21 protein-coding genes and 1 pseudogene are annotated in these 26140 nt (G+C 64.9%); 10 read left to right on the forward strand and 12 right to left on the reverse strand.

Annotation, left to right across the window (positions count from 1 at the left end):
• The 3 genes and pseudogenes from GSQ83_RS30465 to GSQ83_RS10430 all read right to left on the reverse strand — a co-directional run.
• A pseudogene (locus GSQ83_RS30465) lies at positions 1-423 on the reverse strand (DNA polymerase IV); the annotation flags it as partial.
• 68 nt (positions 424-491) lie between these two features.
• On the reverse strand, positions 492-1598 hold the full coding sequence (locus tag GSQ83_RS10425) for an NADH:flavin oxidoreductase/NADH oxidase (protein ID WP_158802834.1): 1107 nt from the start codon (positions 1596-1598) through the stop codon (positions 492-494).
• Positions 1599-1682: 84 nt separating this feature from the next.
• On the reverse strand, positions 1683-2006 hold the full coding sequence (locus GSQ83_RS10430; protein ID WP_254065606.1) for a hypothetical protein: 324 nt from the start codon (positions 2004-2006) through the stop codon (positions 1683-1685).
• 114 nt (positions 2007-2120) lie between these two features.
• Between GSQ83_RS10430 and GSQ83_RS10435 the strand changes: the two genes are divergently transcribed.
• Together GSQ83_RS10435 and GSQ83_RS10440 are read left to right on the forward strand one after the other, a co-directional pair.
• Positions 2121-4148 carry a M3 family metallopeptidase gene (locus GSQ83_RS10435; RefSeq protein WP_158802835.1) on the forward strand — a complete coding sequence of 676 codons (2028 nt, stop codon included), beginning with the start codon at positions 2121-2123 and terminating at the stop codon, positions 4146-4148.
• Between the two features lie 23 nt (positions 4149-4171).
• Positions 4172-5362 carry an acetyl-CoA C-acyltransferase gene (locus GSQ83_RS10440; RefSeq protein ID WP_158802836.1) on the forward strand — a complete coding sequence of 397 codons (1191 nt, stop codon included), beginning with the start codon at positions 4172-4174 and terminating at the stop codon, positions 5360-5362.
• A 36-nt stretch (positions 5363-5398) separates the two neighbouring features.
• Here the strand turns inward: GSQ83_RS10440 and GSQ83_RS10445 are convergent, their stop codons facing one another.
• Entirely contained in the window at positions 5399-6784 is a 1386-nt protein-coding gene (locus GSQ83_RS10445) for an FAD-dependent oxidoreductase (protein ID WP_158802837.1), read from the reverse strand.
• Positions 6785-6835: 51 nt separating this feature from the next.
• Positions 6836-7804: an MBL fold metallo-hydrolase gene (locus GSQ83_RS10450; RefSeq protein ID WP_158802838.1), complete on the reverse strand. Its 969-nt coding sequence runs from the start codon at positions 7802-7804 to the stop codon at positions 6836-6838.
• Between the two features lie 187 nt (positions 7805-7991).
• Here GSQ83_RS10450 and cynS point away from each other — a divergent pair, with 187 nt between their 5' ends.
• The 5 genes from cynS to GSQ83_RS10475 all read left to right on the forward strand — a co-directional run bounded on the left by cynS (position 7992) and on the right by GSQ83_RS10475 (position 11449).
• Positions 7992-8522, forward strand: a complete 531-nt coding sequence (gene cynS, locus GSQ83_RS10455) for a cyanase (RefSeq protein WP_254065607.1) — start codon at positions 7992-7994, stop codon at positions 8520-8522.
• A 55-nt stretch (positions 8523-8577) separates the two neighbouring features.
• Positions 8578-9207: a TetR/AcrR family transcriptional regulator gene (locus tag GSQ83_RS10460; protein WP_158802839.1), complete on the forward strand. Its 630-nt coding sequence runs from the start codon at positions 8578-8580 to the stop codon at positions 9205-9207.
• 82 nt (positions 9208-9289) lie between these two features.
• Complete coding sequence (locus GSQ83_RS10465) at positions 9290-9865, forward strand: DUF2852 domain-containing protein (RefSeq protein WP_216850034.1); 576 nt, start codon at positions 9290-9292, stop codon at positions 9863-9865.
• 161 nt (positions 9866-10026) lie between these two features.
• The gene (locus GSQ83_RS10470) at positions 10027-10338 is read left to right on the forward strand and encodes a plasmid stabilization protein (RefSeq protein ID WP_158802840.1); all 312 of its coding nucleotides are present in this window, start codon (positions 10027-10029) and stop codon (positions 10336-10338) included.
• Positions 10339-10408: 70 nt separating this feature from the next.
• Entirely contained in the window at positions 10409-11449 is a 1041-nt protein-coding gene (locus GSQ83_RS10475; RefSeq protein ID WP_158802841.1) for an alcohol dehydrogenase catalytic domain-containing protein, read from the forward strand.
• A gap of 207 nt (positions 11450-11656) precedes the next feature.
• Here the strand turns inward: GSQ83_RS10475 and cysN are convergent, their stop codons facing one another.
• The 3 genes from cysN to GSQ83_RS10490 form a co-directional block, all read right to left on the reverse strand.
• Complete coding sequence (gene cysN / locus GSQ83_RS10480) at positions 11657-13528, reverse strand: sulfate adenylyltransferase subunit CysN (RefSeq protein ID WP_158802842.1); 1872 nt, start codon at positions 13526-13528, stop codon at positions 11657-11659.
• Positions 13528-14457 (reverse strand): sulfate adenylyltransferase subunit CysD, encoded by a 930-nt coding sequence (gene cysD, locus GSQ83_RS10485; protein ID WP_158802843.1) that lies wholly within the window; start codon positions 14455-14457, stop codon positions 13528-13530. Before cysD ends, cysN begins: the two co-directional genes overlap by 1 nt.
• Before the next feature lie 163 nt (positions 14458-14620).
• Positions 14621-16222: a Do family serine endopeptidase gene (locus GSQ83_RS10490; protein WP_159013361.1), complete on the reverse strand. Its 1602-nt coding sequence runs from the start codon at positions 16220-16222 to the stop codon at positions 14621-14623.
• Between the two features lie 177 nt (positions 16223-16399).
• Between GSQ83_RS10490 and GSQ83_RS10495 the strand changes: the two genes are divergently transcribed.
• Together GSQ83_RS10495 and GSQ83_RS10500 are read left to right on the forward strand one after the other, a co-directional pair.
• Positions 16400-17536 (forward strand): Mrp/NBP35 family ATP-binding protein, encoded by a 1137-nt coding sequence (locus GSQ83_RS10495; RefSeq protein ID WP_158802845.1) that lies wholly within the window; start codon positions 16400-16402, stop codon positions 17534-17536.
• Between the two features lie 99 nt (positions 17537-17635).
• The gene (locus tag GSQ83_RS10500) at positions 17636-18694 is read left to right on the forward strand and encodes an agmatinase (protein WP_158802846.1); all 1059 of its coding nucleotides are present in this window, start codon (positions 17636-17638) and stop codon (positions 18692-18694) included.
• Positions 18695-18861: 167 nt separating this feature from the next.
• On the opposite strand, the gene GSQ83_RS10505 is transcribed toward GSQ83_RS10500, so the two are convergent.
• Positions 18862-19455, reverse strand: a complete 594-nt coding sequence (locus GSQ83_RS10505) for an NADPH-dependent FMN reductase (RefSeq protein WP_158802847.1) — start codon at positions 19453-19455, stop codon at positions 18862-18864.
• A gap of 167 nt (positions 19456-19622) precedes the next feature.
• Between GSQ83_RS10505 and GSQ83_RS10510 the strand changes: the two genes are divergently transcribed.
• A complete protein-coding gene (locus GSQ83_RS10510) occupies positions 19623-20792 on the forward strand; it encodes a zinc-dependent alcohol dehydrogenase (RefSeq protein WP_158802848.1) in 1170 nt (389 codons plus the stop codon).
• Positions 20793-20972: 180 nt separating this feature from the next.
• On the opposite strand, the gene GSQ83_RS10515 is transcribed toward GSQ83_RS10510, so the two are convergent.
• The 3 genes from GSQ83_RS10515 to GSQ83_RS10525 all read right to left on the reverse strand — a co-directional run bounded on the left by GSQ83_RS10515 (position 20973) and on the right by GSQ83_RS10525 (position 26012).
• The gene (locus tag GSQ83_RS10515; RefSeq protein WP_158802849.1) at positions 20973-22307 is read right to left on the reverse strand and encodes an O-acetylhomoserine aminocarboxypropyltransferase/cysteine synthase family protein; all 1335 of its coding nucleotides are present in this window, start codon (positions 22305-22307) and stop codon (positions 20973-20975) included.
• Positions 22308-22338: 31 nt separating this feature from the next.
• Complete coding sequence (locus GSQ83_RS10520) at positions 22339-23364, reverse strand: isopenicillin N synthase family oxygenase (protein ID WP_158802850.1); 1026 nt, start codon at positions 23362-23364, stop codon at positions 22339-22341.
• Between the two features lie 137 nt (positions 23365-23501).
• The gene (locus tag GSQ83_RS10525) at positions 23502-26012 is read right to left on the reverse strand and encodes an EAL domain-containing protein (protein WP_158802851.1); all 2511 of its coding nucleotides are present in this window, start codon (positions 26010-26012) and stop codon (positions 23502-23504) included.
• Positions 26013-26140 lie beyond the last annotated feature (128 nt).

A 26140-nucleotide genomic window follows, 5' to 3' on the forward strand; every position in this document is an offset into this window, starting at 1 on the left:
CATGTCGAGCGCCGCCTCGTCGATCGAAAGCGGTTCGACCAGCGGCGTGAGGTCGCGCATCAGCGCGCGGATGCGGCGGGATTCGTGAACGTATTTCGCCATGTCCGGGCGGATCACCACCGCTTCGGGGCAAAGCTTCAGCGCCTTGAACATCGGCATGGCCGAACGCACGCCGGAGATGCGCGCGATATAGCAGGCGGTCGTCACTACCCCGCGCTGTCCGCCACCGACGATGAGGGGCTTCGCCGCCAGCTCCGGCCGGTCCCGCTTCTCGACGCTCGCGTAGAAGGCGTCGCAATCGATGTGACCGATCGTGAGCGTGAACAGCTCCGCGTGGGAGACGATCGCTCGCGATCCACAGCGGGCACAAGCGCCCGATGGTCGGTCTGCCACCGCATCGCAGGATCGGCAAAGGCTGGGCATGATGCTGAGAGGTTAGCAGGTCGGCGGGCGATTGTCCGTCGGGCAACGCCTCAGGCGTTTCGAGGTCTCTATCCCTTCCCCAGTTTGAACAAATCGCGCAGGCCGTGGGGCTGGGAGCGCAGATATTGCGGCGGAGCCGAGACATGCGCGCCGAGGGTTGCGGCGGCGTGCCAGGGCCAGCGCGGGTCGTAGAGCATCGCCCGCGCCAGCGACACCGCATCCGCATCACCGCCGGCGATGATCGCCTCCGCCTGGTTGGCTTCGGTGATCAGCCCGACCGCGATCGTCGGCAACCCTACCTCCGCCTTTACCCGGCGCGCGAATGGCACCTGATAGCCTGGCGTCAGTGGGATCTGTTGTTTGTTCGAGATGCCGCCGCTGGAGACGTGGATCGCGGCGCAGCCCCTCGCCTTCAGTGCCTTTGCCAGCTCTACCGTGCCCTCGATATCCCAGCCTTCCGGCACCCAGTCGGTCGCGGAGACCCGCATCCAAACTGGCCGTTCGGCTGGGAAAGCCGCCCTCACCGCGTCAAAGATCTCCAGCGGAAAACGCATCCGGTTAGCGAGGCTGCCGCCATACTCGTCGTCCCGCTGGTTGGAGATGGGGGAGAGGAACTCGTGCAGCAGATAGCCATGCGCGCCATGGAGTTCGATCCCGTCCACCCCCAGCCGCGCGGCTCTGCGCGCTGTGGCGACAAAGTCTTCTCGCACCCGGTCCATACCGGCGCGGTCGAGCTTCAAGGGTGCGACGCCGCCATCCACTTGCGGCACCGCCGAGGGCGCCTCGGCGTCCCAGCCGTCCGGCGCGTCGGGCGTGATCTGCGCGCCGCCTTCCCAGGGTACCTGGAACGACGCTTTGCGCCCAGCATGCGCGAGCTGCACCGCCACCGCGATCGGCGAATACCGCCGGATCGCCGCGAGCACCCGCCCCAGCCCCGCCTCGGCCGCATCCGAATAGAGCCCGAGGTCGCGCGGGGAGATCCGCCCCTCAGCCGAGACCGCCGTCGCCTCAGTGATCAGCAGCCCGGCGCCCGACAATGCAAGGTGGCCGAGATGGATCATGTGCCAATCATTCGCGACCCCGTCCTCGGCCGAATACTGGCACATCGGCGCGATCACGACGCGGTTGACGAGTTCAAGCGCACCCAGGCGCCAGGGTTGGAACAGTTCGCTCATCTCGGACCTCAGACTGGTGGTGTGGAGTTGGTGTCGGATGTCGCACCCTCGCAGAGGCCGCGTCTTCGCAGAAGGCCCGGCGGGCTATTCCCCGTCCGCTCCGCTTCCGGAATTGGTGATGCCGGCGCGGCTCGGTGCCGCAGACCCCGGCCTGATCTCCCGCGACATGCGAGCGACCTCCTCATCATTCCCGGCCGGTTCGACCGCCGCCCGGTAGTCGCCGCCCGCGTCACTCAGTGCCGCTTCCACCGCCGATGGGTCGATGCGGTTGGCTTCGGCGAACAGGGTGTCCGCCTCATCCTGGTTGCCAGCGGCTTCGGCGCGGAGGGCCTTCTCGGCGAGTTGCCTGGCTTGTGAATGCTTCCCCGCCTCGGCGTCAGTGGAGGAGGCTTCGTCGTCATCCGCCATATTCATGTTTCCTTGAATTGCCCGAACCAGGGTTCGGCTAGCGGCATGTGGCCGCCCACGCGCGTCATTCAACGTCGCTTGACCTCCTTCCCGGCTTCTGCATCCCCTGCGCCCATGAACACCAGCAATCCACTCCTCGCTTCCTGGACCACGCCCTTCGGCGTTCCGCCCTTCGACCTCATCAAGCCGGAGCACTTCGCGCCAGCTTTCGGCGTGGCCATGACCGAGCACCTTGCCGAGATTGCGGCGATCGGCGCTTCCGCTGCGCCTCCGAGTTTCGCCAATACGATCGAGGCCTTGGAGCGCAGCGGCCGGACGCTGGCGCGGGTCGGCAGCGTGTTCGGAAATCTCGTGGCGAGCCAGGGCGGCGAAGCGCTGGAAGCGCTGGATCGCGAGATGTCGCCAAAGCTGGCACAGCACGGCATGCAAGTGTCGCTCGACCCCGCAGTTTTCAGCCGCGTCGATGCTCTGCACAGCAAGCGCGAGACCTTGGATCTGACCGAGGACCAGCGGCGATTGCTCGACCGCACGCATCTGGGTTTTGTCCGCAGTGGCGCCGCGCTGGCGCCGGCTGAGAAGGCGCGGATGACGGAGATCTCGGAGCGCCTCGCCGTGCTGCACACTGAATTCGGCCAGAACGTGCTGCATGACGAAAAAGCCTGGCAGCTACCGCTAATCGAGACTGATCTTGCAGGCCTCCCGGATTTCGTCCGCGCTGGCGCGAAGCAGGCGGCGGCGGAGCGCGGGATGGATGGCTATATCGTCACCCTATCGCGCTCGCTGATCGATCCGTTCCTGACCTTCTCGGACCGCCGCGACCTGCGACAGACGGCTTACGAAGCCTGGATCGCCCGAGGCACGCATCCCGGCGCACATGACAACCGCGTCCTGATCCCGGAGATCCTGGCGCTCCGCCACGAGCGCGCGCGGCTCCTCGGCTATCCGAGCTTCGCCGCATTTCGCCTCGCCGACAGCATGGCCGGCACTCCATCGGCGGCGGAGGGGCTGCTGGCGGAGGTCTGGCAACCGGCGAAGCGCGTGGCGGCAACCGAGCGCGACCGGCTGCTGGCGGTGGCACGAACCGAGGGCTTCAACGGCGCCCTCGCACCCTGGGACTGGCGCTACTACGCCGAGAAGGTGCGCCGAGCCGACTACGCGGTGGATGAGACGGAGATCAAGCCGTATTTCGTGCTGGAGAATATCCAGAGCGCGGCTTTCGATACCGCGACGCGACTGTTCGGCGTCACCTTCACGCCGCGCCCGGATGTCCCGACCTATCACCCCGATGTGCATGCCTTTGAGGTGCGCGACGCGACAGGCCATGTCGGCGTATTCCTCGCGGATCATTATGCGCGCAGCGACAAGCAGTCCGGCGCCTGGATGAGCAGCTACCGCGATCAGGAGACGCTCGACGGCGAAATTTCGCCGATCATCGTCAACAACAATAACTTCGCGAAGTCGGAGCCCACGTTGCTGAGCTTCGACGATGCCGAGACATTGTTCCACGAATTCGGCCACGCGCTGCATGGCTTGCTGAGCAAGGTGCGTTATCCGGGTCAATCCGGCACCTCCGTGCGCCGCGACTTCGTCGAGTTGCCGTCGCAGATCTACGAGCATTGGATCGCGCTGCCGGAGACACTGGGCCGCTACGCCTTGCACCACGAGACCGGTGCGCCGGTGCCGCCGGAACTTGTGGCGAAACTGCTTGCGGCGCGTGACTTCAATCAGGGATTCGGCACGGTCGAATATACCGCCGCCGCGCTGATCGACATGGCGATGCACAGCCATCCGGCGCCTGAAACGATCCGCGTCGAAGCCTTCGAGGCGGAGTTTCTCGCGGGCATCGGCATGCCGCCGGAGATCGGCATCCGCCACCGGCCACCGCATTTCCAGCATCTGTTTTCGGGCGGAGGCTATGCGGCGGGTTACTACTCCTACCTCTGGGCGGAAGTGCTCGATGCCGACGGCTTCGAGGCATTCAAGGAGGCCGGAAACCCGTTCGATCCCGCGACCGCGGCTCGCCTGCGAGTCTTGCTAAGCGCGGGTGACACCCGCGATCCGATGGAGCTTTACGCCGCCTTCCGTGGGCGCGCGCCAAGCACCGAGGCCCTGTTGCGCACACGTGGTCTGGCAGCGGCATAGGCGACAAGGAGCCAGGAAATCCCATGCCTGTCGCTGATCCGATCGTCATTGTTTCCGCGACCCGCACGCCGCTCGGTCGCTTCCAGGGAGATCTCGCGGCGATCCCGGCGCCGACCTTGGGCGCGCATGTGATCCGGTCGGCGCTGGAGCGGGCTGGACTTGCGCCGGAGCGCATCGATGAAGTTTTATTCGGTTGCGTGCTGCCGGCGGGTCAGGGGCAGGCACCGGCACGGCAGGCGGCGCGCGGCGCCGGCCTGCCGGATGCGACAGGCGCTACGACGGTCAACAAAGTCTGCGGTTCCGGCATGAAGGCGGCGATGCTGGCACATGACCTGATCACAGCGGGCTCTGCCGATATCCTTGTGGCGGGCGGCATGGAGTCGATGTCGAATGCGCCCTATCTGCTCGCCAAGGCGCGTGGCGGCTATCAGGTCGGGCATGACCGCATCTTCGACCACATGATGCTCGACGGATTGGAGGACGCCTACGAGAAAGGCCGCTCCATGGGCGATTTCGGCGAGGCGGCCGCCCAGGCCTATCAGTTCACCCGCGACGACCAGGACGCCTTCGCGATCGAAACCCTGACGAGAGCGCGCAATGCAATCGACAGCGGAGCTTTTCGCGCGGAGATCACCTCGATTTCCGTTCCGGCGAAAGGCGGAGACAGGCTCGTCGAGAATGACGAACATGCGCTGAAAGTCTCGCCGGAGAAAATCCCGTTGTTGAAGCCCGCCTTCCGGGCTGATGGCACGATCACCGCCGCAAGCTCATCCGCCAATGCGGATGGCGCGGCCGCGCTCATCCTGACGCGACGCTCGATCGCCGAGCGCGAGGGGCTGCCGATCCTGGCCGAAATCAAGGCGCATGCCACGCATGCGCAGGAACCCGCCTGGTTCACAACGGCGCCGATACCGGCGATCCGTAAGCTGCTCGCCAAGACGGGCTGGAGCATCAATGACGTCGATCTTTTCGAGATCAACGAGGCTTTCGCGGTTGTCGCCATGGCGGCGCAGCGCGACCTCGACATTCCGCGCGACCGCGTCAACGTCAATGGCGGCGCCTGCGCTCTCGGCCATCCGATCGGTGCGACCGGTGCCCGCCTCATCGTGACATTGCTGCACGCGCTGGAGCGTCACGACCTCAAGCGCGGCGTGGCGGCACTTTGCATTGGGGGTGGCGAGGCTACGGCCATCGCGGTCGAGCGCGTTCACTGATCATCGCAGTGCCTAGCGGTGTTGCGTCGCTCGACGCTACGCGGCCTCTGGCTTGCTAAGATGCGAGAACAGCATGTTCAACCCTTCCGCGATCGTCGGATGGGCGATTATGCCGTCTCGCAATGCCGTAAAGGGCAGACCACCGAGCATCGTCATCTGCACGACGGGCATCACCTCGCCCGCATGAGCTCCAAGCATCGCGAAGCCAAGAATGCTGTCGTCCTCCGCAACCAGAGCCTTCATGAATCCCTTGCGTTCCGAGAGCGTGCGCGCGCGGGGAATGACATCCATCGGCATCGTCGCCAACCGATAGTCTGTGCCAGCGGCGCGCGCCTCTTTTTCGCTTAGTCCCACGCGGGCGAATTCCGGGTCGATGAAGACGCAGTATGGAATGAGCCGGCCGGTGGTTGTGCGGTCGCCGCCGGTGATATCGCTTTTCGCGACGCGGTAGTCATCCAGTGCCACATGGGTGAACATCGGGCTGCCAGCGGCCTCGCCCATGGCCCAGATGTCAGGCGCGGTCGTCCGCAGCTTTTCATCGACCTTGATGAAGCCCTTGGCGTCCAGCGCGACGCCAGCGAGATCGAGGCCGATATCCGCCGTGGTCGGCACCCGGCCCGCCGCCACCAGAAGATGCGAGCCGTCAAAGCTTCGCCCGTCGCTGAGGCTGACGGTCACCTGCTCGCCGGAGCGGCCCTCGACACGGTAGTCGCCCGCCCCCAGCACCACCTCGATGCCGTCTTCCTTGAACAAATCGTGGATGGCGGCAGCAAAATCGTCATCCTCGCGCGGGGCCAGCCGCGGGCCGTTCTGGATGACCACCACTTCGCTGCCCAGTCGCCGGAAAGCCTGCGCCATCTCCATACCGATGTAACCGCCGCCAAGGACCACCAGCCGGCGCGGAAGAACTTCGAGCTTGAGAGCCTCGACGTGGGTGAGCGGCATCGCCTCGGCCAGGCCGGGAAGATTGGGAATGGCAGCACGGGTGCCGAGATCGAGGTAGATCCGCGAGCCCGTCAGCCGCCGCACGCCGGTTTCTGATGTTACCTCAATCACGCGAGGCTCGACGAAGCGGCCCCAGCCAAGCACCAGGTCAAGGCCACTCGCTTGGAACGCGTGCAGATTATACTCGACCATCCCGGCCACGATTTCGGCAGTCCTGAGGGCCACGCGCGCCATGTCGATGGTCGGCGCGGTGGTAGCGACACCGAAGGTGGCGCTGTGCCGGACGAGATCAGCGATCTGAGCGCTCCGCACCAGAGTCTTGGTCGGGATGCAGGCGATATTGATGCAGGCGCCGCCGATCATGCCGACTTCAACGAGCGCGACCTTCCGCCCTGCTTTCGCCTGGTCCATCGCCAGCGTCTTGCCGGCCTTGCCACCGCCCAGCACCAGGATGTCGTAGTGTTCCAGTTCGGCCATCACATCATTTCCTCGCGTCGCGCGTTCGTTGAATCCGGGCGTATCGCAGCGTCAGACACCTTCATGAACCAGCTCGGTGAAGAAGATGGGGTCGATGACGAACTGACCCCATTTCGCATCGAAGGCCGCCGTGGGTTTGGCGGCCACGATGTCGTCCAGCGATCTGCCTTGGCGTTTCAACGTCGCGACATTCTCGCGGATCGCGACCAGCATGTCGCGGTAGTCGGCAAGCTGTGCCCGGTTGCCGATGGGACCATGGCCGGGAATGATGATCGTGCTGTCGCGGGTCATCGCCAGGTTCTCCTCCACCGCGCGAATCGAACCGTCGATGCTACCGCCGGTGGAGTAGTCAATGAATGGGTAAATACCGTTCCAGAAGGTATCGCCGGTGTGGAGGATATCGGCCTCGCCGAAAGTCGCGGAGATGTCGCCGTCGGTATGGGCCGGGCCGTAGTATTTCAGCGCGATCGCCGTGCCGCCGAAATCAACGCTGCGCTCCGTGGTGAAGACATCGGAAGGAAGGGCGCCCGCGGGGGGAGCCGGGAAATCGGTGTGCCAATCCTCCACATGCTGGGCGGAACTCAGTCGCGTGCGGGTGTTCTCGTGAGCGAGAATGGAGGCGCCGGCCGCATTCACCCAGGCATTGCCGTCCGAATGGTCGAAATGCCAATGCGTATTGATCAATTGCCGAATTGGTGCGTCACCGAGCGTGGCCAACGCCTCCGCCATCATCGGTTGAGAAACGCCGATGCCGGCATCCACCAGCAGCTTGCCATCGGGCGCCACCAGCACGGCAACATTGCCACCGGAACCTTCGAGGACGCTCACCTGGCCTCTCAGCCGATGGACGGTGATCGTTGCTTTCGCGGCCGCGGCGCGGATCGTCTCGACGATGTGCCGTGATGCGGCGAAGACCTGCCTCGGGGTGAGCCAGGCGCCATCGGCGGAAAGCGTGGCCCCTCGGGTGCCACAGGTGCAGCCCAGGCTATGCGGGACAGCTCGTGTCTGGGTGTCGCTCATGGCTTCGTTTCCTCGGTTGCGGACGGGTTTCGCCCATCTCGGTTCGGAACTCCGCCGCGTATGCATCCAACGGCGCCACAGTCAGAAGATCGACCAGCGAGCCTTACATCAACCTCGAAATGCTCGCTGCAGTTTTCGCAATGCCACGGTGGGATGTCATCTTCGCCGCCTCCCTTGTCGCCAGCGGATGGCCCGCGCAAAGTCCAGGCACACAAACATCCTGAGGAGACCGGTCATCAAACGCGAGGAACTCACCGAAAAGATTCTCGACATCAAGCGCGAGCGGGACTGGACGTGGAAGCATATCACGGAGGAGATCGGCGGCATGTCGCCCGTTCTCGTCGTGGGGGCGCTGCTCGGCCAGATGAAGCTGACGAAACCGCTGGCCGCCAAGGCCGCGACTTTGTTTGGGTTGAGCGAGGTCGAGCAGCGGATGCTCAACGAGATTCCGATGCGCGGCATGCCGATGCCGCCGACCGATCCGCTGCTCTATCGCTTCTACGAGATGGTGATGGTCAATGGGCCGGCCTGGAAAGCCCTGATCGAGGAGGAGTTCGGCGACGGCATCATGTCCGCGATCGACTTCGATCTCCGGCTCGAGCGGCTGGCCAATCCGAAGGGCGACCGAGTGCAGCTCACCATGTCCGGCAAATTCCTCCCGTATAAATATTACGAGAGCGAACAGGGTCTGCCGGAATACGGATTCAAGGAGGAATGACCGACCGGCACCGCCGGGTGATGTAAAACCGACTCACATGGGCTAATCCACCCGCATGAGTTGGTCCGGACAGCGGCGGGGCTACCACCACGGCAACCTGCGCGAGGCGCTGGTGGAAGCCGCCCTGGCGCTGATTGGCGAAACAGGGCCGGCCGGCCTGACCATTGCCGAGGCGGCGCGCCGGGCAGGCGTCAGCCCTGGCGCGCCCTATCGGCATTTCCGTGACGCCGAGGCACTTCTGGCCGAAGTTGCGTTGCGGGGGTTCGAGAGCCTGGCAACTGCGCTGACCCAGGCGTGGAATGGCGGAAAGCCGGAACTGATCCAGGCTTTCGAGAATCTTGGCCGGGCCTATCTCGCCTTCGCCCGTTCCGAGCCCGCTTATTACGCGGCCATGTTCGAGGCTCGTGTGGATGCAGAGGCGCATCCGGGTCTGCTCGCCGCCAGCGATCGCGCTTTCGCAGTACTGCGCGATGCCGCCGACACCCTGACCGAAGCGGCGCCCGGTAGAGGGCGGCCACCGGCGCTCATGGTGGCGCTGCACGTATGGGCGATGTCCCACGGCATCGCCTCGCTCTTCTGCCGGCCCGATGCCGGGCGCCGGAAGCTGCCGATGTCAGCTGAGGAACTGCTCGAGGCGGGTGTGCTACTCTATCTGCAAAGCCTGGGATTGGCCGGCGGCAATTAGGCGATCCGCGCATTACCCTTGACGGCGGCAAAGCGCGGTGCCTAGATGTAAATGTGCTTTACATTCACATGGGAACCACATCATGTCTGGCGCTGCGAACCAAGGGGCCTTTGGCAACCCCGGTATGGGACAATCATCCTGGGGAACCGGGCCGAACTGGGGCCCCGGTGGCGGCAATCAGGGCAATCCCGGGGATCGGCCTTGGGGAGGGAATGGCGCGCCTAACGACTATTTCGGCCTTTGGTCGATCTCGCGTCCGCTGCTGATCGCCGCGACGATCACGGGCTTTATCGTCTGGTGGCCGGTCGGGCTTGCTTTGCTGTTCGTCGCCATTTGGAACAAGCGGGTTGGGCGCTGGGCCTTTGGGGCTCACGGCGGCCACCAAAGTGGCGGAGGCTGCGGCTGGGCTGGGCCGTGGTCCGGCTGGAAGAGCCGCTGTGGCGGCGGCGGCGGCAACTCCTCACGATCCAGCGGCAATAGCGCCTTCGACGAATATCGCGAACAGACGCTCCGCCGCCTGGAGGAAGAGCAACGCGACTTCTCCGGTTTCCTGGAGCGGCTGCGCTTCGCCAAGGACAAGGCCGAGTTCGACCAGTTCATGGCCGACCGCCGCCAGTCCCCGCCGCCATCCGAGCCGCAGCACCAGCCGGAAAACTAGGCGCCTCACCCGCGATCGCGGGTGAGTAGAGAAATCGGAAGAGGGGTGGCATTGGCCGCCCCTTTTTCGTTGGGACGCAGTTTTATGAGAGGTCCGAGCACTGCTTGACGCGCTTGCCTCGCGCGCCATCTCAACCCATCCGCATGACGATGGAGGTTGCAGTGCCACGCGGCGACAAATCGAAATACACCGACAAGCAGGATCGCAAGGCCGATCACATAGCCGAGAGTTACGAGGATCGCGGCGTCCCTGAAAAAGAGGCCGAACGCCGGGCCTGGGCGACGGTGAACAAAGAAAGCGGCGGCGGCAACAAGAGCGGCTCCGGCCGGGGCAAAGCTGATACGCACGTCTCCGCCAAGAAGGGCGGCAAGACCGGTGGCGCCGCCTCCGCGCATCGTACAGCCGCCGAACGTTCGACTTCCGCCAAGAAAGCGGCGGCGACCCGCAAAAGGAACGCCGAAGCTCGCGCCTAACGCCTTCGCCCGAGTTGCGGCGCGGCGCCTGAACCTTCAGGTTGGCCGGCACAACCAGGGACGATGCGCAATGACCCAGACAATGAGGCGCGCGCTGATGACGGCAATGGGCGCGCCGTTGGAACTCGGTTGCGACGCTATTCCAGCGCCCGAACGCGGCGAGATTCTGATCCGCGTTCTCGCCTGCGGAGTGTGCCATTCCGACGTCCATATCGTCGATGGCGACTGGGGCCGCCCGGCGCGTCTGCCGCTTATTCCCGGCCACGAAGTTGTGGGTGAGGTCGTCGCTCTCGGCGAGGGAGTGACCGTCCCGGCGATCGGTGAAACCGTGGGTGTGGCTTGGAACGGCGGCGCCTGCGGCCATTGCCGCGCTTGCCTGGAGGGCGAGGAGACCATCTGCCCCGAGCGTGAGGGCACCGGCTATTCGCGGGACGGCGGCTATGCCGATCACATCGTCGCGCGCGCCGATTTCGTGGTGACCTTGCCGAAAGGTATCGACGCGGCGCGGTTCTCGCCGATCCTATGTGCTGGGGTCACGACCTATCGCGGCCTGAAGAAGGCGGCGGTGCGGCCCGGCGGCTATGTCGCGGTCATCGGCTGCGGCGGGCTGGGCCAGATGGCGGTGCAGTATGCGCGTGCCATGGGGCTGCGGCCGATCGCGGTCGATCTCGATCCAGCTAAGCTCGAACTCGCGACACGCCTGGGCGCGGTGGCGACGGTGGGGTCTGATGAGGAGCTTCCGGCCGCCTTGCAGGCCATCGCTGGCGAAAACGGCATCCGCGCCGCGGTCATCGTGGCGCCGGTCGCCCAGGCTTTCGAGCAAGGCATCGCGGCGGTGGCGCCCGGCGGCGCGGTGATCTTCATCGCTTTGCCGAGTGAGCAGAAGGACAGGATCTCGATCTCGATTTCCGACTTGGCGAATAACGAGAAACGGCTGATCGGCACGAATGTCGGCACACGAGCCGATTTGCGCGAAGCGGTGGATCTCGCGCTGACCGCCGGGATCCTGGCGAATGTGGAGACCTTGCCGCTGGCGGATGCCGGTATCGCGCTGGACCGTCTGCGGCGCGGCGGTGTGACAGGACGGCTGGTGCTCACTATGAAGGGTTGAGGCAATGGCGGCAGCGGCGTCGATGAATTGGCGTAGACCTAGAGCGGAATGTCTCTGATCTGAACCGTGCCTATTCCATCACATCATGCTCGGCGAAGGCCGAGCATCCACGCCTTCACGTGGGTGACGAAGGCAAGGCGTGGATGGCACGCCTTCGCGTGCCATGACGGATCTTTTGGCCCCGGTTCGTTACTAGATCATCACGCTCTAACCCCCAATCATTCCCCGCCGCCGCAACTCCGCGATCACCGTGTCCGCCGCCGCCTCCGGCGTTGTTTCCACGGTGCGGATATGCAACTCCGGCGTTTCGGGCGCCTCATACGGCGCATCGACGCCGGTGAAGTTGACGAGCGTGCCGGCATCCGCCTTGGCGTAGAGCCCCTTCGGATCGCGCCGGCGGCAATCCTCGATGGGTGTATCGACGAAGATCTCGATGAAGCCGCCCTCCCCTGCCCGTTCGCGCGCCAATTGACGCTCGGCGCGGTAGGGCGAGATGAAGGACACCACCACGATCAAACCGGCATCCATGAACAGCCGCGCGACTTCAGCGACGCGGCGGATGTTTTCCACGCGATCGACTTCGGTAAAGCCAAGATCGCGATTGAGGCCGTGGCGAATATTGTCGCCATCGAGCAGATAAGTATGCGCGCCGCGCGCCAGAAGTTTCTGCTCGACAAGATTGGCGATCGTCGACTTGCCAGATCCAGACAGCCCGGTCAGCCACAGCACGGCCGGTTGCTGACCTTTCTGCGCGGCGCGGGTCGCGCGATCGACGGTGATCGCCTGCCAATGCACATTCGCGGCCCGTCGCAGCGCGAAACGAATCATGCCCGCGCCGGCGGTTGCATTCGTCACCCGGTCGATGATGATGAAACCGCCCATCTTGCGGTTCTCGGCATAAGATTCGAACGGGATCGGCTCGGCGAGCGACAGATTCACCACCGCGACATCATTGGCCGAAAGCGACTTCGCCGCGAGCTGGTCGAGAGACTCCATATCCACGCGATGCTTGATCTCGGTGATCTGCGCCGAGACCGTGCGGGTGCCGATCTTCAGCAAATACGGACGGCCGGGGAATAGATCGGCATCATCGAACCAAACGAGATCGGCGGCGAATTGGTCAGCGACCTCGGGCCGCGCGGCGGCGGCGGCAATCACATCGCCACGCGAGGCATCGCGCTCATCGGTGAAGAGCAGCGTTACCGCATCCCCCGCCTTCGCCTCAGGACGATCGCCGTCCATGCTCACGATGCGAGCAATGCGCGTGGTCTGGCCGGACGGCAGGATGGCGACGGTGTCACCGGGCTCCGTGCGGCCAGCGACGACAGTGCCGGCGAAACCACGGAAGCTCGAATCCGGGCGATTGACCCATTGCACCGGCATGCGAAAGGGCGCGGCGGCCGCCGGTGGCGTCACGTCCACCGTTTCCAGATGATCGAGCAGCGTTGGTCCCTGGTACCAGGGCAGCCTGGCGCTCGGCGCCGTCACATTGTCGCCGTGGCGGGCGGCGAGCGGAATAGCAGTGATGTCGTCGAAGGCGAAGCGTGTGGCGGCGAATTCCTTGTAGGCCTCGGCAATCTCCCGAAACCGTTCGGCGCTGAAGCCGACCAGATCCATCTTGTTCACGGCCAGCACGATGTGGCGGATACCAAGCAGGCTCGCGATGAAGGAATGGCGCCGCGTCTGGCTGAGGATGCCGTGCCGCGCGTCGATGAGAATGACGGCAAGGTCTGCGGTGGACGCCCCGGTCGCCATGTTGCGGGTGTACTGCACATGGCCTGGGGTATCGGCCACGATGAAGCGGCGGCGGGCGGTCGCGAAGAACCGGTAGGCGACATCGATGGTGATGCCCTGCTGCCGCTCCGCCTCCAGCCCATCCAGCGCCAGGGCCAGGTCGATCTCATCGCCCGCGGTTCCGAAGCGGCGCGAGGCCTGGGCGACGGCGGCGAGCTGATCCTCGAAGATGCGCTTGGTGTCGAAAAGGATGCGGCCAATGAGGGTTGATTTGCCGTCATCGACGCTGCCGCAGGTGAGGAAGCGCAGCAGCGTCGCCTGAAGCGGATCCGCCAGCGCGTCCATCAGAAATACCCTTCCCGCTTCTTTTGCTCCATGGACGCAGCCTGATCCTTGTCGATGAGGCGGCCGGAGCGTTCGGACCGGCGGGTCGCGATCATTTCGGCGACGATCCCGGCCAGCGTCGTCGCGTCGGATTCGATCGCGCCGGTGAGCGGATAACAGCCGAGCGTGCGGAAACGCACGCGGCGCATCTCGGGCTTTTCGCCGGGACGCAGCGGCAAGCGATCGTCGTCGGCGACGATGAGCGTTCCGTCACGCTCGACCACCGGCCGGTCCGCGGCGAAATAGAGGTCGGGGATCGCCACGCCATGCAGCTCGATATATTGCCAGATATCGAGCTCAGTCCAGTTCGACAGCGGAAAGACGCGGATCGATTGGCCGCGCGCGACGCGGCAGTTGAAGAGATTCCATAGCTCCGGCCGCTGATTCTTCGGATCCCAGCCGTGATCGGCGGACCGCACGGAGAAGATGCGCTCCTTGGCACGGCTGACTTCCTCGTCGCGGCGGGCGCCGCCAAAGGCGGCATCGTAGCCGCCAGCATCGAGCGCCTGCTTCAGCGCCACGGTTTTCATGATGTGGGTATAGGTGCCGGCATCATGGTCGAAGGGGTTGATGCCACGGGCACGACCCTCGGCATTCTGGTGGACGACGAGGCGGAGACCGAACTCGCGGGCCATGCGGTCCCGGAAGGCGATCATCTCGCGGAACTTCCAGCCGGTATCGACATGCAGCAGCGGAAAGGGGATCGGCGCTGGGAAGAAGGCTTTGCGCGCCAGATGCAGCATGACCGAGGAATCCTTCCCGATCGAATACAGCATCACGGGATTTCGCAGTTCGGCCATGACCTCCCGCATGATGTGGATGCTCTCATCCTCGAGCTGGCGAAGATGCGCCGCGGTGTCGCCGTGCGGCTCGAGCGAGAGGTCTGTCATTACGGCAGCGGCCTTTTGCAAAGCGATGGCGCTGTTTGATCCCGAGCGCCGAGCTTGGGAAGCGCGGATACCGCGACGGAGAGGTTCATTTTTTGGAAGCCATCGCACCCGCCTGCCGGGCGCCTCCCTGGCACAGCGAGAAACAACGACCGGGCGCCCGCGCTTAGGTTCCGCCACTGAGGGGCAAGGTCACCCATTGCGTCTCGTCACTGCCCTGGACGAGCAGGAGGATCTCGCCCCGATGCGCTCGCCGCAAGGCATCGATCCGTCCCGCGACGTCTTGCGGGTGGGCAACTGGAGCGGCGCCCAATTGCAGGATGACATCCCCCGCCGAGAGGCCCGCCTGGGCGGCAGGTCCCTTGGCAGTGACATCGGCGATGACGACGCCGTGGTTCTCAGGGACCGAATACTTGCCCCGCACCGCCGGGGTAATCGCCGTGACGGAAAAGCCGAGGCCCGCGATGCTCAGCGTGCTGGGCTTGGGCGGCGGCGTGGCCGCCGCGCTGATCGTTGACGGCGGCGTAGGGGCATCGGAGATCGCGACGGTCGCAGTCTCGCTTTTGCCGTCCCGCCAATAGGTGAGCGACGCCTTGGCGCCGACGGCGACCTCCGCGACCAGCCTCGGCAGGGCATGCATGCCGCTGACCGCATGGCCATCGAAGGTAAGAATGACGTCACCGGCCCGCAGATCGGCCACCGCCGCTGGGCTGTTGGGTTGCACGAAGGCCACCATGGCGCCGCCCGGCTGCGGCAGGCCGAGGCTCTGTGCGATGTCGGGCGTCACCTCCTGAACCTGGGCGCCGAGCCAGCCGCGGCGTGGCTTGCCGTAGCGATGAAGCTGCTCGACGACAGGCGCCACCTCCTCCGCCGGGATGGCGAAGCCGATGCCGACCGAGCCGCCCGAAGGGGAGTAGATCGCCGTGTTGATGCCGATCACCGCGCCGTCCATGTTGAAGAGCGGGCCACCCGAATTGCCGCGGTTGATCGGCGCATCCGTCTGGATGAAGTCATCACTGCTCGAGTCGTCGATATCCCGGCCGCGCGCGCTCACGATTCCGGCGGTCACGGTGCCGCCGAGACCATAGGGATTGCCGATCGCGAGTACCCAGTCGCCGATCCTGGCGGGTGCGGCGCGGCTGAAGGCCACAGCTGGCAGCGGATGGTCGGCATGAACGCGCAGCAGTGCGATGTCCATTTGCGTATCCCGACCAACCAGATCGGCCGGCAGGGAGGTCCCGTCCGCCAGTGTGACGCTGATGCTGTCGGCACCGTCGATCACGTGGTTATTGGTCACGATCAGTCCGGAAGGGTCGATAATGAAGCCGGAGCCGAGACTTTGCAGCTTGACGCCACCCTTCTGGTCGGCCTGGGAGTCGCTCGGCGGCCCAGCCGCGAAATCCTGGAAGCGCTTGTCGAGCGGCGACTGGGCAGCTGAGGAAGAGGCCGAGCTGGAGGTAGTCGCGTCCGCCTGATGGCGCCGTGGCGGGTCAAACCCCTGCTGATCCCGCCCTTGCTCCAAAGGCTGGTCCTGAGAGGGACCGGCACCAGCGCCGTCTGAGCCGCCGCTGTCGCTGCTGGAGGAGGACTGCGTGCTCGCGACATTGACTACGGACGGCAGCAGCCGGGCCGAAAGGTCGGCGAAGCCCGCCGGAGTCTCCGCGGCCGTCGCGGGGCGCAGAGGCAGTAGCGCCGCGCCGCCGAGCGGGGTGGCGGCGAGTAGCGTCGCAAGGATCGCCGATCCGGCGCGGGGCAGCATGCGGCGCATCAAGTGGACATTCCTGATCGGAGGCATGATTGTGCATCTGCGGAAGCACGACGCCAAGCGCCACGCAAGCACTGGTTACGTCGGACCGAAGCCGCGGATCGCCGCAGATCGCCCCTCCAATGCGCGTAGCGCCAGTATGGGCCGTCAAGCGACGGCACCTTCAGGAGTGTCTTTTCCATGACAAACCGTGAACCCAGCAGCCCGGACGACGCCATGGCGCAGGCGGTTCAGCGGGTCCTTGGCGGCCTGCGAAATCCGATCAGCGGAGCCAATTTGCTCTCGAGCGACATGGTGGAGGGAGTGAAGGCTGCCGGCGGCCTCGTGCAGGTTTCGCTGCGAATCGACCCTGCCCAGGCAAAGGCGATGGAGGGCTTGCGGCGTGAGGCGGAGGCCGCCATCGGCCGTCTACCCGGCGTGCGCAATGCGAGCGTGGTGCTGACCTCTCATCGCGCGGCCGCCGCTCCCGCTCCGCACGCCCACGCCCATGCGCAAGGCCCAGCACCGCAAGGCCCGGCGCATGGCCGCACCCCGGCATCGCGCCCGGCGCCGCTACCGGGGGTGGGTGCCGTCGTGGCGATCGCCTCGGGAAAGGGCGGTGTCGGGAAATCCACCGTCGCGGTGAACCTCGCGGTGGCCCTGGCCCGGCAGGGGCTGCGCATCGGCCTGCTCGACGCCGATATCTACGGGCCGAGCCTGCCCCGCATGCTGGGCGAGAGCCGCCGCCCAGAGGTACGGGCCGAGCGCATCATTCCGATCGAGGCCTGGGGGCTTAAGGCGATGTCGATGGGATTCCTGGTGGAGGAAGACTCCGCCATGATCTGGCGCGGCCCGATGATCATGGGCGCTGTGCAGCAGTTCCTCGGCCAGGTCACCTGGGGCGAGCTGGATGTGCTGATCGTCGACCTGCCACCGGGAACGGGGGACATCCAGCTGACGCTCTCGCAGAAGGTGCAGGTGACGGGGGCGGTGATCGTCTCCACGCCGCAGGACATCGCGCTGATCGACGCGCGCCGAGCCGTGCGGATGTTCGAGAAGGTCGAGGTGCCGGTCCTGGGCATGATCGAGAATATGAGCGTCTTTTGCTGCCCCAACTGCGGCCACCGCTCGTCGATTTTCGGTCATGGCGGGGCGCGCACAGAAGCGTCAAAGCTCGGCCTGCCGTTCCTCGGCGAGATCCCGCTCCTCATGGACGTGCGGGAAACCGCCGATGCCGGCACCCCGATCGTCGCGGAGCAGCCGGAGAGCGAAGGCGCGCTGGCCTTTGCCGCCATCGCGGAGAGCCTCGCCGCACGCCTGTTGTTGCCAGCGGCCTAGCCTGCCCTTCCGACCCGGCGCCTAGCTCCGTCGGGCCGAGGCGCGTCATACTGTCTTGGCGAGGCGGGCTCGTGGCTGAAGGATGAGGAGGGGCGACCCATGGCGGATCGGGACAAGCTAGCGGCGCTGCGAGCGAAATACGGCAATGCGGCGGGCGGCGACATCTTCGACCCCGCCTTCGCGGCCGTCGCGGCGGGCCAGTTCAAGGGCGGGGACCGGCGCGCGCTCCCCTACGCCAATGCCGCGACCTTCATGGGCCTGCCCTATCGGCCCGAGGCGCCGGACCAGCCACAATTCGGCGGCCTCGATATCGCGGTGGCGGGTGTCACGATGGACCTCGGCGTGACCAACCGCGCCGGCACGCGACTGGGGCCACGGGCGGTACGGGCGATCGAGCGGATCGGTCCCTATGAGCATGCGCTACGGCTGGCGCCGGCGCAGATGTGCCAGGCGGCCGACGTGGGTGACGTGCCGATGCGCAGCCGCTTCAGCCTGGAAAGCTGCCACGAGGATATCGAGGCCTTCTACACGAAGGTCATCGCGGCCGGCGTGGTGCCCTTATCGGTCGGTGGCGACCATTCCATGACGCAATCGATCCTGAAGGCCGTGGGCCGCGAGCGACCCGTCGGCATGATCCATATCGATGCCCATTGCGACACCAGCGGACCCTATGAGGGCACCAAGTTCCAGCATGGCGGCCCCTTCCGCCAGGCGGTGCTGGATGGCGTGCTGGACCCCGAACGCACCATCCAGATCGGCATTCGCGGCGGCGCGGAATATCTCTGGGAGTTCTCGTACGACTCCGGGATGACGGTACTGCACTCCGAGGACGTGCACGGCATGGGCATTCCGGCGGTGATTGAGCGAGCGCTACAGGTGGCGGGCAGCGGGCCGACCTACCTCTCCTTCGACATCGACAGCATCGATCCTGGTTTCGCTCCGGGGACGGGAACGCCCGAGGTTGGCGGGCTGACGCCGTTTCAGGTCTTGCAGCTATTGCGTGGGCTGATCGGTGTCGATGTGATCGGCGGCGACGTGGTGGAGGTGGCGCCGCAATACGATGCGACCACCAACACGGCACAGGTCGCGGCACAGGTCCTGTTCGAGATCTTCTGCCTCTCGGCGGCATCGCTGAAGCGGCGGAAGGCGGGCGCTTAGGCCGACTTCCGCGCTGGAACCCCACCTGTCTCGCAAAACACGAGGGTTTCGTCAGGCTCGTCGAAGGGCGGGCATCCCCGCCTAGCCTTCGAGCCGAGAGCAAAGGCGTGGATCTTCGGCCTTCGCCGAAGATGACGTTGGAGAGTGACTACAGCCGCCAGCCGGTGTCAGTACGGCACGCCCGCGACACGATGGTGCTTAAGGGCCTGGGCATACCATTCGAATTCGCCGAGGAATCTGCCGAGAGACCTAGCCATCCCTTCGGCCTTCGGCGTGCCGTCTTCGTCGATGGCCTGGCCGATGCGGGGGATAGGGAAAAGGCTCGGGATGCTCGGCATGCCGAGTTCGGCGAGGGTCATGCGGAGCTGCATAGCGGCGCGAACGCCGCCGAACTGGCCAGCCGAATAGCAAAGGATTGCGGAGGGGCGCCAGAAATACTCCTCCAGGAAATGGTCGAGCAGGTTCTTCAGCGCCGGCGGAATGCCGTTGTTGTATTCAGCGCTCACGATCATGAAACCGTCAGCCCGCCGATAGAGGGTCGCGAGTTGCTCCAGCTGCGCCGGCGCCTCGCCCTTCGGATGCTCCTTGTACATCCGGTCGAGCAAGGGCAATTGTAGTTCCAACGGATCGACCAGAACGGGCTCGTGGCCGCGTTCGGTCAGCGCATTGAAGATGAGCCGCGCCGCCCTGATGCCTTGGCGGTCCCGACGGACAGAGCCGAGTAGAACCGGGATCGTCAGCCTCGTATCGGCGGTGGGCATCGCTTGTCTCCTCGCGGTTGAGCAGAGGTATCCTAGCTCGACGTCACCCAATCGCGAATGAGGCGCCTCCTCGCGGGGTTATGACCGCCCCTTTCGCGAGCGGAGATTGCAGCAGGCCACTCGGCACCCGAGATGCCCGCCTCGGATCCTGGTGGGAGAACAGTCTCGTGAGAGCTTTAACATGGCACGGCAAGAGCGACATGCGGTGCGACACGGTGCCGGATCCCAAGATCGAACATCCGCGCGATGCAATCATCAAGGTTACGGCCTGCGCGATCTGTGGCTCCGACCTGCACCTGTATGACGGCGTCATGCCGAGCATGAAAAGCGGCGATATCATCGGCCATGAGACCATGGGCGAGGTCGTCGAGGTCGGCAGCGAGAACAAGGCGCTGAATATCGGCGATAGGGTCGTGGTGCCGTTCACGATCTCCTGCGGCGAATGTTTCTTCTGCAAACGCGGCTTCTTCTCAGGCTGCGAGCGCAGCAATCCGAATCACGCGATGGCAGAGAAGATGTGGGGACATTCCCCAGCCGGGCTCTTCGGCTACTCGCACATGCTCGGCGGCTATAGCGGCGGTCAGGCGGAATATCTGCGCGTGCCTTTTGCTGATGTCGGGCCGATCAAGGTGCCCGAGGGGCTCAGCGACGAGCAAGTGCTTTTCCTGTCCGATATTTTCCCGACAGGCTATATGGCGGCCGACTTTTGCAACATCCAGCGTGGCGACACGATCGCCATTTGGGGCTGCGGGCCGGTGGGACAATTCGCGATCCGCAGTGCCTTTCTGCTCGGCGCCGAGCGGGTGATCGCCATCGATACGGTGCCGGAGCGTCTTGCCATGGCGCAGGCGGGTGGCGCGCAAACGCTCGACTTCAAGACGGACGACATCTTCGACCGCATCCAGGAACTGACGCATGGGCGCGGCGCTGACGCCTGTATTGATGCGGTGGGAACGGAGCCTGATATGGGCTCAGGCTTCGATGCCGTGGTGGACCGTGTTAAGGTCGCGACCTTCATGGGCACGGACCGCCCGCATGTGCTGCGTCAAGCGATCCATTGTTGCCGCAACTTCGGCACGGTTTCGATCGTTGGTGTCTATGGCGGGATGTTGGATAAGGTGCCGATGGGATCGGCCATCAATCGCGGGCTAACCTTCCGCATGGCGCAGACACCGGTGCAGCACTACCTGCCGTCACTGATGGAGCGCGTGGTGAAGGGCGAGATCGATCCTTCGTTCGTCATCACCCACCGCGCCACGCTGGAGGAAGGTCCCGAGTTATACAAGACGTTCCGCGACAAGAAGGACGGCTGCATTAAGGTTGTGCTGAAGCCGTAGCAGAGCGCAATGTCCTTGGCCTGAAGCTAATCGTTCCACCACGTCATGCTCGCCGGAGGCCGAGCATCCACGCCTTCCTTGCTCAACGAAGGCAAGGCGTGGATGGCACGCGGGGGGCCGCCCCGCCTTAGCATGCCATGACGGACCCTTTGGGCGCGGTTCAGTATCAGACTGTCGCGCCTATGCGCGCGCCAGCGCCTGTTGCAGGTCGCTCAGAATATCGTCGGGATGCTCAAGCCCAATCGACAGCCGGACATAACCCGGCGTGACTCCAGTCTGTAGCTGTTCCGGACCCGTAAGCTGGGAATGCGTGGTTGTCGCGGGGTGGATCGCCAGGCTGCGCGCGTCGCCAATGTTCGCGACGTGGTAGAACAACCGAAGCGCATCGATGAAGCGCCGGCCTGCCTCGGCGCCATCTGCCAGCTCAAAACCAACGAGCGCGCCATAGCCCCCCTTGAGATAGGCATCCGCCCTGCGCCGCGCCTCGCCGGTCTGCAAGCCCGGATAGATGACGCGCGAAACCTTGGCATGCCCGCTCAAGAATTCGGCGACACGCTGAGCGGAGCTGTTGTGCTGACGGATGCGCAGCGGAAGCGTTTCCAGACCCTGGATGAACTGGAACGCGTTGAATGGCGACACCGCAGCGCCGATGTCCCTCTGCAACACCACGCGGGCGCGCAGCACAAAGGCGACAGGGCCGAGCGGCTTCGCCGCTTCTAGCCAGACGGCGCCGTGATAGGCGGGATCTGGCTCGCTGAGCAGCGGGAAGCGAGCGGCATGTTCCTCCCAAGGAAAATTGCCGCCATCGACAATCGCGCCACCGATTGAAGTGCCGTGGCCGCCGATGTATTTGGTGGTCGAATAAACGATGATCGCCGCGCCATGCTCGAAGGGCCGCGCCGTCAGCGGAGCGGCGGTATTGTCGAGAATGAGTGGTACGCCGAGCTTGCGGCCGATCTCGCTCACTTCGCGGATCGGGAAAACCTCGAGCTTCGGATTGGGCAAGGTCTCGCCGTAATAAGCGCGGGTCTTGCTGTCCGTCGCACGGGCGAAGGCTTCCGGATCGGCGGGATCGACGAAGCGTGTCTCGATGCCCATGCGCTTGAGTGTATTGGCGAACAACGCCCAGGTACCACCATAGAGATCCGTGCCGCTGACGATGTTGTCGCCGGCCTGCGCGACGTTCAGCACTGAGAAAGCCGAGGCCGCTTGGCCGGAGGCGAGCGCCAGCGCGGCCGCGCCGCCCTCCAGGGCCGCGAGCCGCTGCTCGAAGGCGTCCTGCGTCGGGTTGGTGACACGCGTGTAGAGGTGGCCGAGTTCCTGAAGCGCGAACAGCCGGCTGGCATGCGCGGTGTCCTGGAACTGAAACGAGGTCGTCTGATAGATCGGCACCGCCACCGCGCCGGTCGCCGGATCGGACCGGTAGCTACCGCCATGAAGTGCTATGGTCTCCGGCTGCCAATCGGCGCGGAAACTGGCGTCTGACGGCAGGTCGCTCGGCTGAATATCGGGCATCGGTCTTTCCCCTTCGCAAAGATTTTGGGAGTCAGGAGGCGGCCAGCAAATCCGCGTGGTGGCGTTGGGCAACATCGGGATGCGAGCGCAGCCGCCCCTTGAGGGTGTTCTGACCGACCTGATGAAACAATGGATTCTGCGGGTCACGGTCGAAGCCGGGCGCCTCGGCGGCCAGATGGGGCGGCAGCCGCAGCACCGGGACCGTCGCGTCCAATCGCGCGCCCAGGAAGAAGGCGGCCGATAGCCGCTCGCGCCCGGAAAGCGGGCTCACGACGCGATGCATGGTCGCCTTGAGGTAGCCGTCCGACGCGAGTTCGAGCAATTCGCCGATATTGACGACAAAGGTGCCCTCACGCGGTGCGGCGTCGATCCACACGCCCGGCGAGGCTTCGACTTGCAATCCGCCATTCTCATCCTGAAGGATCAGCGACAGCAGCGCGCTGTCCTTATGAGCTCCAACCCCCTGCTCCGCATCCTCGGCGACGCGCCCGGGATAGCGGATGAGCTTGAGGAGCTGGTGCGGCGCGCCGTCATAGATCGGCGCGAAGACATGCTCGTCCTGCTCCAAGGCCAGGGCGAAAGCCCGCAGGATCCGGACGAGGACCTGCGTCACCTGCTCCTGCCACTCCAGCACCACGGGCCTCAGGCTTGGCAGCGCGGCGGGCCACTGGTTCGGGCCTTGCAGCCGGGTATAGGGCGGGGTGCCCGAGGATTGCGGTATGGGCGCGCGCTCGGCGCCGACATCGAGCTGCTCGCGCCAATCGGGCTTGCCGCGCGTAAGCTCAAGACCGGCACGGTTATAGCCGCGGAAATGCGGCGAATTGACCATCGCGATGGCCTGCTTCTCGTCCTCGGGAAGGGCGAAGAGCTTCGTCGCCTGATCGAGCACGGCGCGGTTCAGGTCGGACGGAACGCCGTGATCCGTGACGTAGAAAAATCCGACCTCACGCGCCGCGCGCCGAAGATCGGCCAAGAAGGCGCGGCGCACGGCAGCATCTCCGTCAAACCGCGACAGAGCGAGTGTTGGAAGCACACGAGCCGGCGACAAAACGTTCATTTTTGACCTCGCCCCAAACTATCACGATTTCTTTTCGTGATTTCTCGCACGGGCTACCAGTCGCGCGGGGCGCTTCCGGCGTCAATAGATTTCGGATATTGCACGATCCGCAACAGCTATAAGCGCTGCCTGGCGGCTCAGTTGAGCCAAACCCGCCGCAGCAGCGCCTCCAGGGCCGAGGCAGGCACCGGAGGGCTAAAGAGATACCCTTGCGCCTGTGTGCAACCTTGCGCTTTGAGAAATTCCAGTTGGGCGCGAGTCTCGACACCTTCTGCGGTCGTTTCGGTGCGCAGGTTGCGGCACAAGCCGATGATGGCCTGCACGATCGCATCTCCGCCATTCCGGTCCGGCAGGCCGCTGATCAGCGACTTGTCGATCTTGACCTTGTCGAAGGCGAAGGTGCGAAGGTAGCTGAGCGAGGAATAGCCTGTGCCGAAGTCATCCATGACGATACGCACGCCCTTCCGTCGCAGCGAAAGCAGAGTTGCCGCATTCGTCGAGGTATCCTGCAACAGCAACGTCTCGGTAACCTCGAGTTCCAGCCGATTGGCCGCGAGGCCAGTGCTGGCAAGCGCCGCGACGACATCGGCCTCCAGGTTGCCGATATTGAACTGCACGACGGATAGATTGACCGAGACACTGATCGCCTCAGGCCAGGAAAGAGCGGCGCGGCAGGCTTCCGTGAGAGCCCAGCGCCCCACACCCACGATCAGGCCGGTTTCCTCGGCAAGCGGGATGAACTCAGCGGGGGAAAGCAGCCCGCGCGTTGGATGCTCCCAGCGCAGCAATGCTTCGAAACTGACGAGGCGGCCGGTCGACAGCTCAATCAGGGGCTGGAAGAACAGCCGGAATGCCTGCTTTTCCAGCGCGTCGCGCAGGCTGAGCTTGAGCGCCTGGCGCGCCTGCAAACCCATATCCATCTCGGATTCGAAATGTCTGTACGAACCCCGGCTGGTCGTCTTTGCGCGATAGAGTGCCGTGTCGGCATTGCGGAGCAGTCGCTCAGGCCGGCTGGCGTCTCCTGGGGCGAAGGCGATGCCGATGCTGCCGCCTAGCACCACGGTATGTCCGTTCAGCTCCGTGGGCTCGCTGAGAACCTGGAGGATCTGATGGGCCAGTTCATCGACCTCGCTCGGGCAAGTCACCCCGCCGCGCAGCACCGCGAATTTATTTCCGACATAGCGCGCCACGGTATCCGTGGGGCGGAGACAACTGCCGATCCGGTCGGCGGCCAGCCGCAGCAACCCGTCTCCGGTGTCGTGGCCCAAAGCGTCGTTGGCCGCCCGGAAATTGTCGAGGTCGATACAGAGGAGCGCTGCCATATTGTCCGGGTCCGCCAGATCGAGCGCTTGCGACAGCCGGTCGTTCAGGAGACGCCGGTTCGCAACGCCTGTGAGGGCATCGTGATGCGCGAGGTAAAGCAGCTTGGCTTCAGCCCTTAGCCGCTCCTCCTCGACCCGGCGCTGATCGGTGATGTCGAGCGACAGGCCGACGGCGCGCATCGGCGTACCGTCCTCTGAATAGACCCCGCGGCCCGTTATGCGGATCCAGTGAATGCTCCCGTCGGGCCAAATGTTGCGGTATTCGACCTCGTATGCCTCGCCGGCCGCCAGGGCTCGCTCGATCGCCTGGCTGCGCCGCTCGCGATCCGCCGGGTGGACGGATTCGATTAGCCGATCGTAATCCGAGAGGTCTTCACCACGCCTCAGCCCGAAGTTGAATGCGCAAAGATCGGAGGCGGTGACGCGGCGCGTGTTGAAATCGACCTCCCATGCGCCGAACTTTCCGGCCTCCAAGGCAAAGCGTAGCCGCTTCTCGCTTTCCTGCAGCGCCAGATCGGCGAGCTTGCCATCATGAATGTCCTCGAGTGTCCCATACCATTTTATGATTCGCCCGGCATCGTCGCGCCGCGGGGCCGCGCGGGAGCGAAACCAGCGGTAACTGCCGTCCGCCAACCGCAGCCGGTATTCATGGTCGAGCGGCTTTCCACTGGGCAACGACACCGCCCAGGCGGCCTGAACGGCGGAGAGGTCATCCGGATGTACTGCCTCGGTCCAGGAATCGCCTCGCGGCGAGGCCGGTGACAACCCGGTGAGAGCCTGCCAACGCGAGCTGGCTTCCTCCATTTTGCCGGCGGCCGAGGCCGTCCAGGGAATTTGCGGATTGAGCTCGACCGCATGGCGATGGTGGATCTCGCTCTCACGCAGGGCCGCCGCAGCGCGATAGAGTTCGAATCGCGAGGATGCGTCCTTGGCAAGCTCAGCCAGCGCATCGGCGGCGGCGGGACTGAAGCTGCGCGGTTCGGTGTCGAGGACGCAGAGCGTGCCAAGGGCAAGGCCCTCGGAGTCCGTAATCGGCGCTCCGGCGTAGAAACGAATGCCACATTCTGGGGTTACCGCCGGGTTATTCGCGACACGCGGATCGAGCCGCGCATCGGGTATCACCGTGACCCTGTCAGGGGACAGGATGGTGATCGAACAAAACGCCAGCGAGCGCGGAACGTCTAACCCTCTGGGAAAGCCATAGGCCGACATGGTCCACTGCCGCTCGACATCGACCAGATTGACCAGCGCCATAGGCATGCTGAATTCGCGTGCCGCGAAATGCGTCAGGCGGACCAAATAGGGGTCATCAGGGGTGTCAAGCACATCATGCGCCAGCAGCGAGCGAATTCTTTCTGCTTCGTTCGCTGGCCTTAGAGCCGAAGCCATCTGTGCCTAACTGCTGTGGAAACGTCGCATGATTAGAGAGGAAACTGAGCGACTCTGCAACTCCC

Origin of the sequence: Acidisoma sp. L85, from assembly GCF_009765865.1 — a bacterium.
Lineage (GTDB): Bacteria > Pseudomonadota > Alphaproteobacteria > Acetobacterales > Acetobacteraceae > Acidisoma.

Excerpts from the sequence above, each read along its gene's own strand:
- GSQ83_RS10445 (WP_158802837.1), bottom strand. The coding sequence starts at position 6,784 with ATGGCCGAACTGGAACACTACGACATCCTGGTGCTGGGCGGTGGCAAG.
- GSQ83_RS10450 (WP_158802838.1), bottom strand. The coding sequence starts at position 7,804 with ATGAGCGACACCCAGACACGAGCTGTCCCGCATAGCCTGGGCTGCACC.
- cysN (WP_158802842.1), bottom strand. The coding sequence starts at position 13,528 with ATGGACGCGCTGGCGGATCCGCTTCAGGCGACGCTGCTGCGCTTCCTC.
- GSQ83_RS10515 (WP_158802849.1), bottom strand. The coding sequence starts at position 22,307 with ATGCCCGATATTCAGCCGAGCGACCTGCCGTCAGACGCCAGTTTCCGC.
- GSQ83_RS10440 (WP_158802836.1), top strand. The coding sequence starts at position 4,172 with ATGCCTGTCGCTGATCCGATCGTCATTGTTTCCGCGACCCGCACGCCG.
- GSQ83_RS10520 (WP_158802850.1), bottom strand. The coding sequence starts at position 23,364 with ATGAACGTTTTGTCGCCGGCTCGTGTGCTTCCAACACTCGCTCTGTCG.
- GSQ83_RS10430 (WP_254065606.1), bottom strand. The coding sequence starts at position 2,006 with ATGGCGGATGACGACGAAGCCTCCTCCACTGACGCCGAGGCGGGGAAG.
- GSQ83_RS10495 (WP_158802845.1), top strand. The coding sequence starts at position 16,400 with ATGACAAACCGTGAACCCAGCAGCCCGGACGACGCCATGGCGCAGGCG.
- GSQ83_RS10500 (WP_158802846.1), top strand. The coding sequence starts at position 17,636 with ATGGCGGATCGGGACAAGCTAGCGGCGCTGCGAGCGAAATACGGCAAT.
- GSQ83_RS10435 (WP_158802835.1), top strand. The coding sequence starts at position 2,121 with ATGAACACCAGCAATCCACTCCTCGCTTCCTGGACCACGCCCTTCGGC.
- cynS (WP_254065607.1), top strand. The coding sequence starts at position 7,992 with ATGGCCCGCGCAAAGTCCAGGCACACAAACATCCTGAGGAGACCGGTC.
- GSQ83_RS10425 (WP_158802834.1), bottom strand. The coding sequence starts at position 1,598 with ATGAGCGAACTGTTCCAACCCTGGCGCCTGGGTGCGCTTGAACTCGTC.
- GSQ83_RS10460 (WP_158802839.1), top strand. The coding sequence starts at position 8,578 with ATGAGTTGGTCCGGACAGCGGCGGGGCTACCACCACGGCAACCTGCGC.
- cysD (WP_158802843.1), bottom strand. The coding sequence starts at position 14,457 with ATGACAGACCTCTCGCTCGAGCCGCACGGCGACACCGCGGCGCATCTT.
- GSQ83_RS10505 (WP_158802847.1), bottom strand. The coding sequence starts at position 19,455 with ATGCCCACCGCCGATACGAGGCTGACGATCCCGGTTCTACTCGGCTCT.
- GSQ83_RS10475 (WP_158802841.1), top strand. The coding sequence starts at position 10,409 with ATGACCCAGACAATGAGGCGCGCGCTGATGACGGCAATGGGCGCGCCG.
- GSQ83_RS10490 (WP_159013361.1), bottom strand. The coding sequence starts at position 16,222 with ATGCGCCGCATGCTGCCCCGCGCCGGATCGGCGATCCTTGCGACGCTA.
- GSQ83_RS10465 (WP_216850034.1), top strand. The coding sequence starts at position 9,290 with ATGTCTGGCGCTGCGAACCAAGGGGCCTTTGGCAACCCCGGTATGGGA.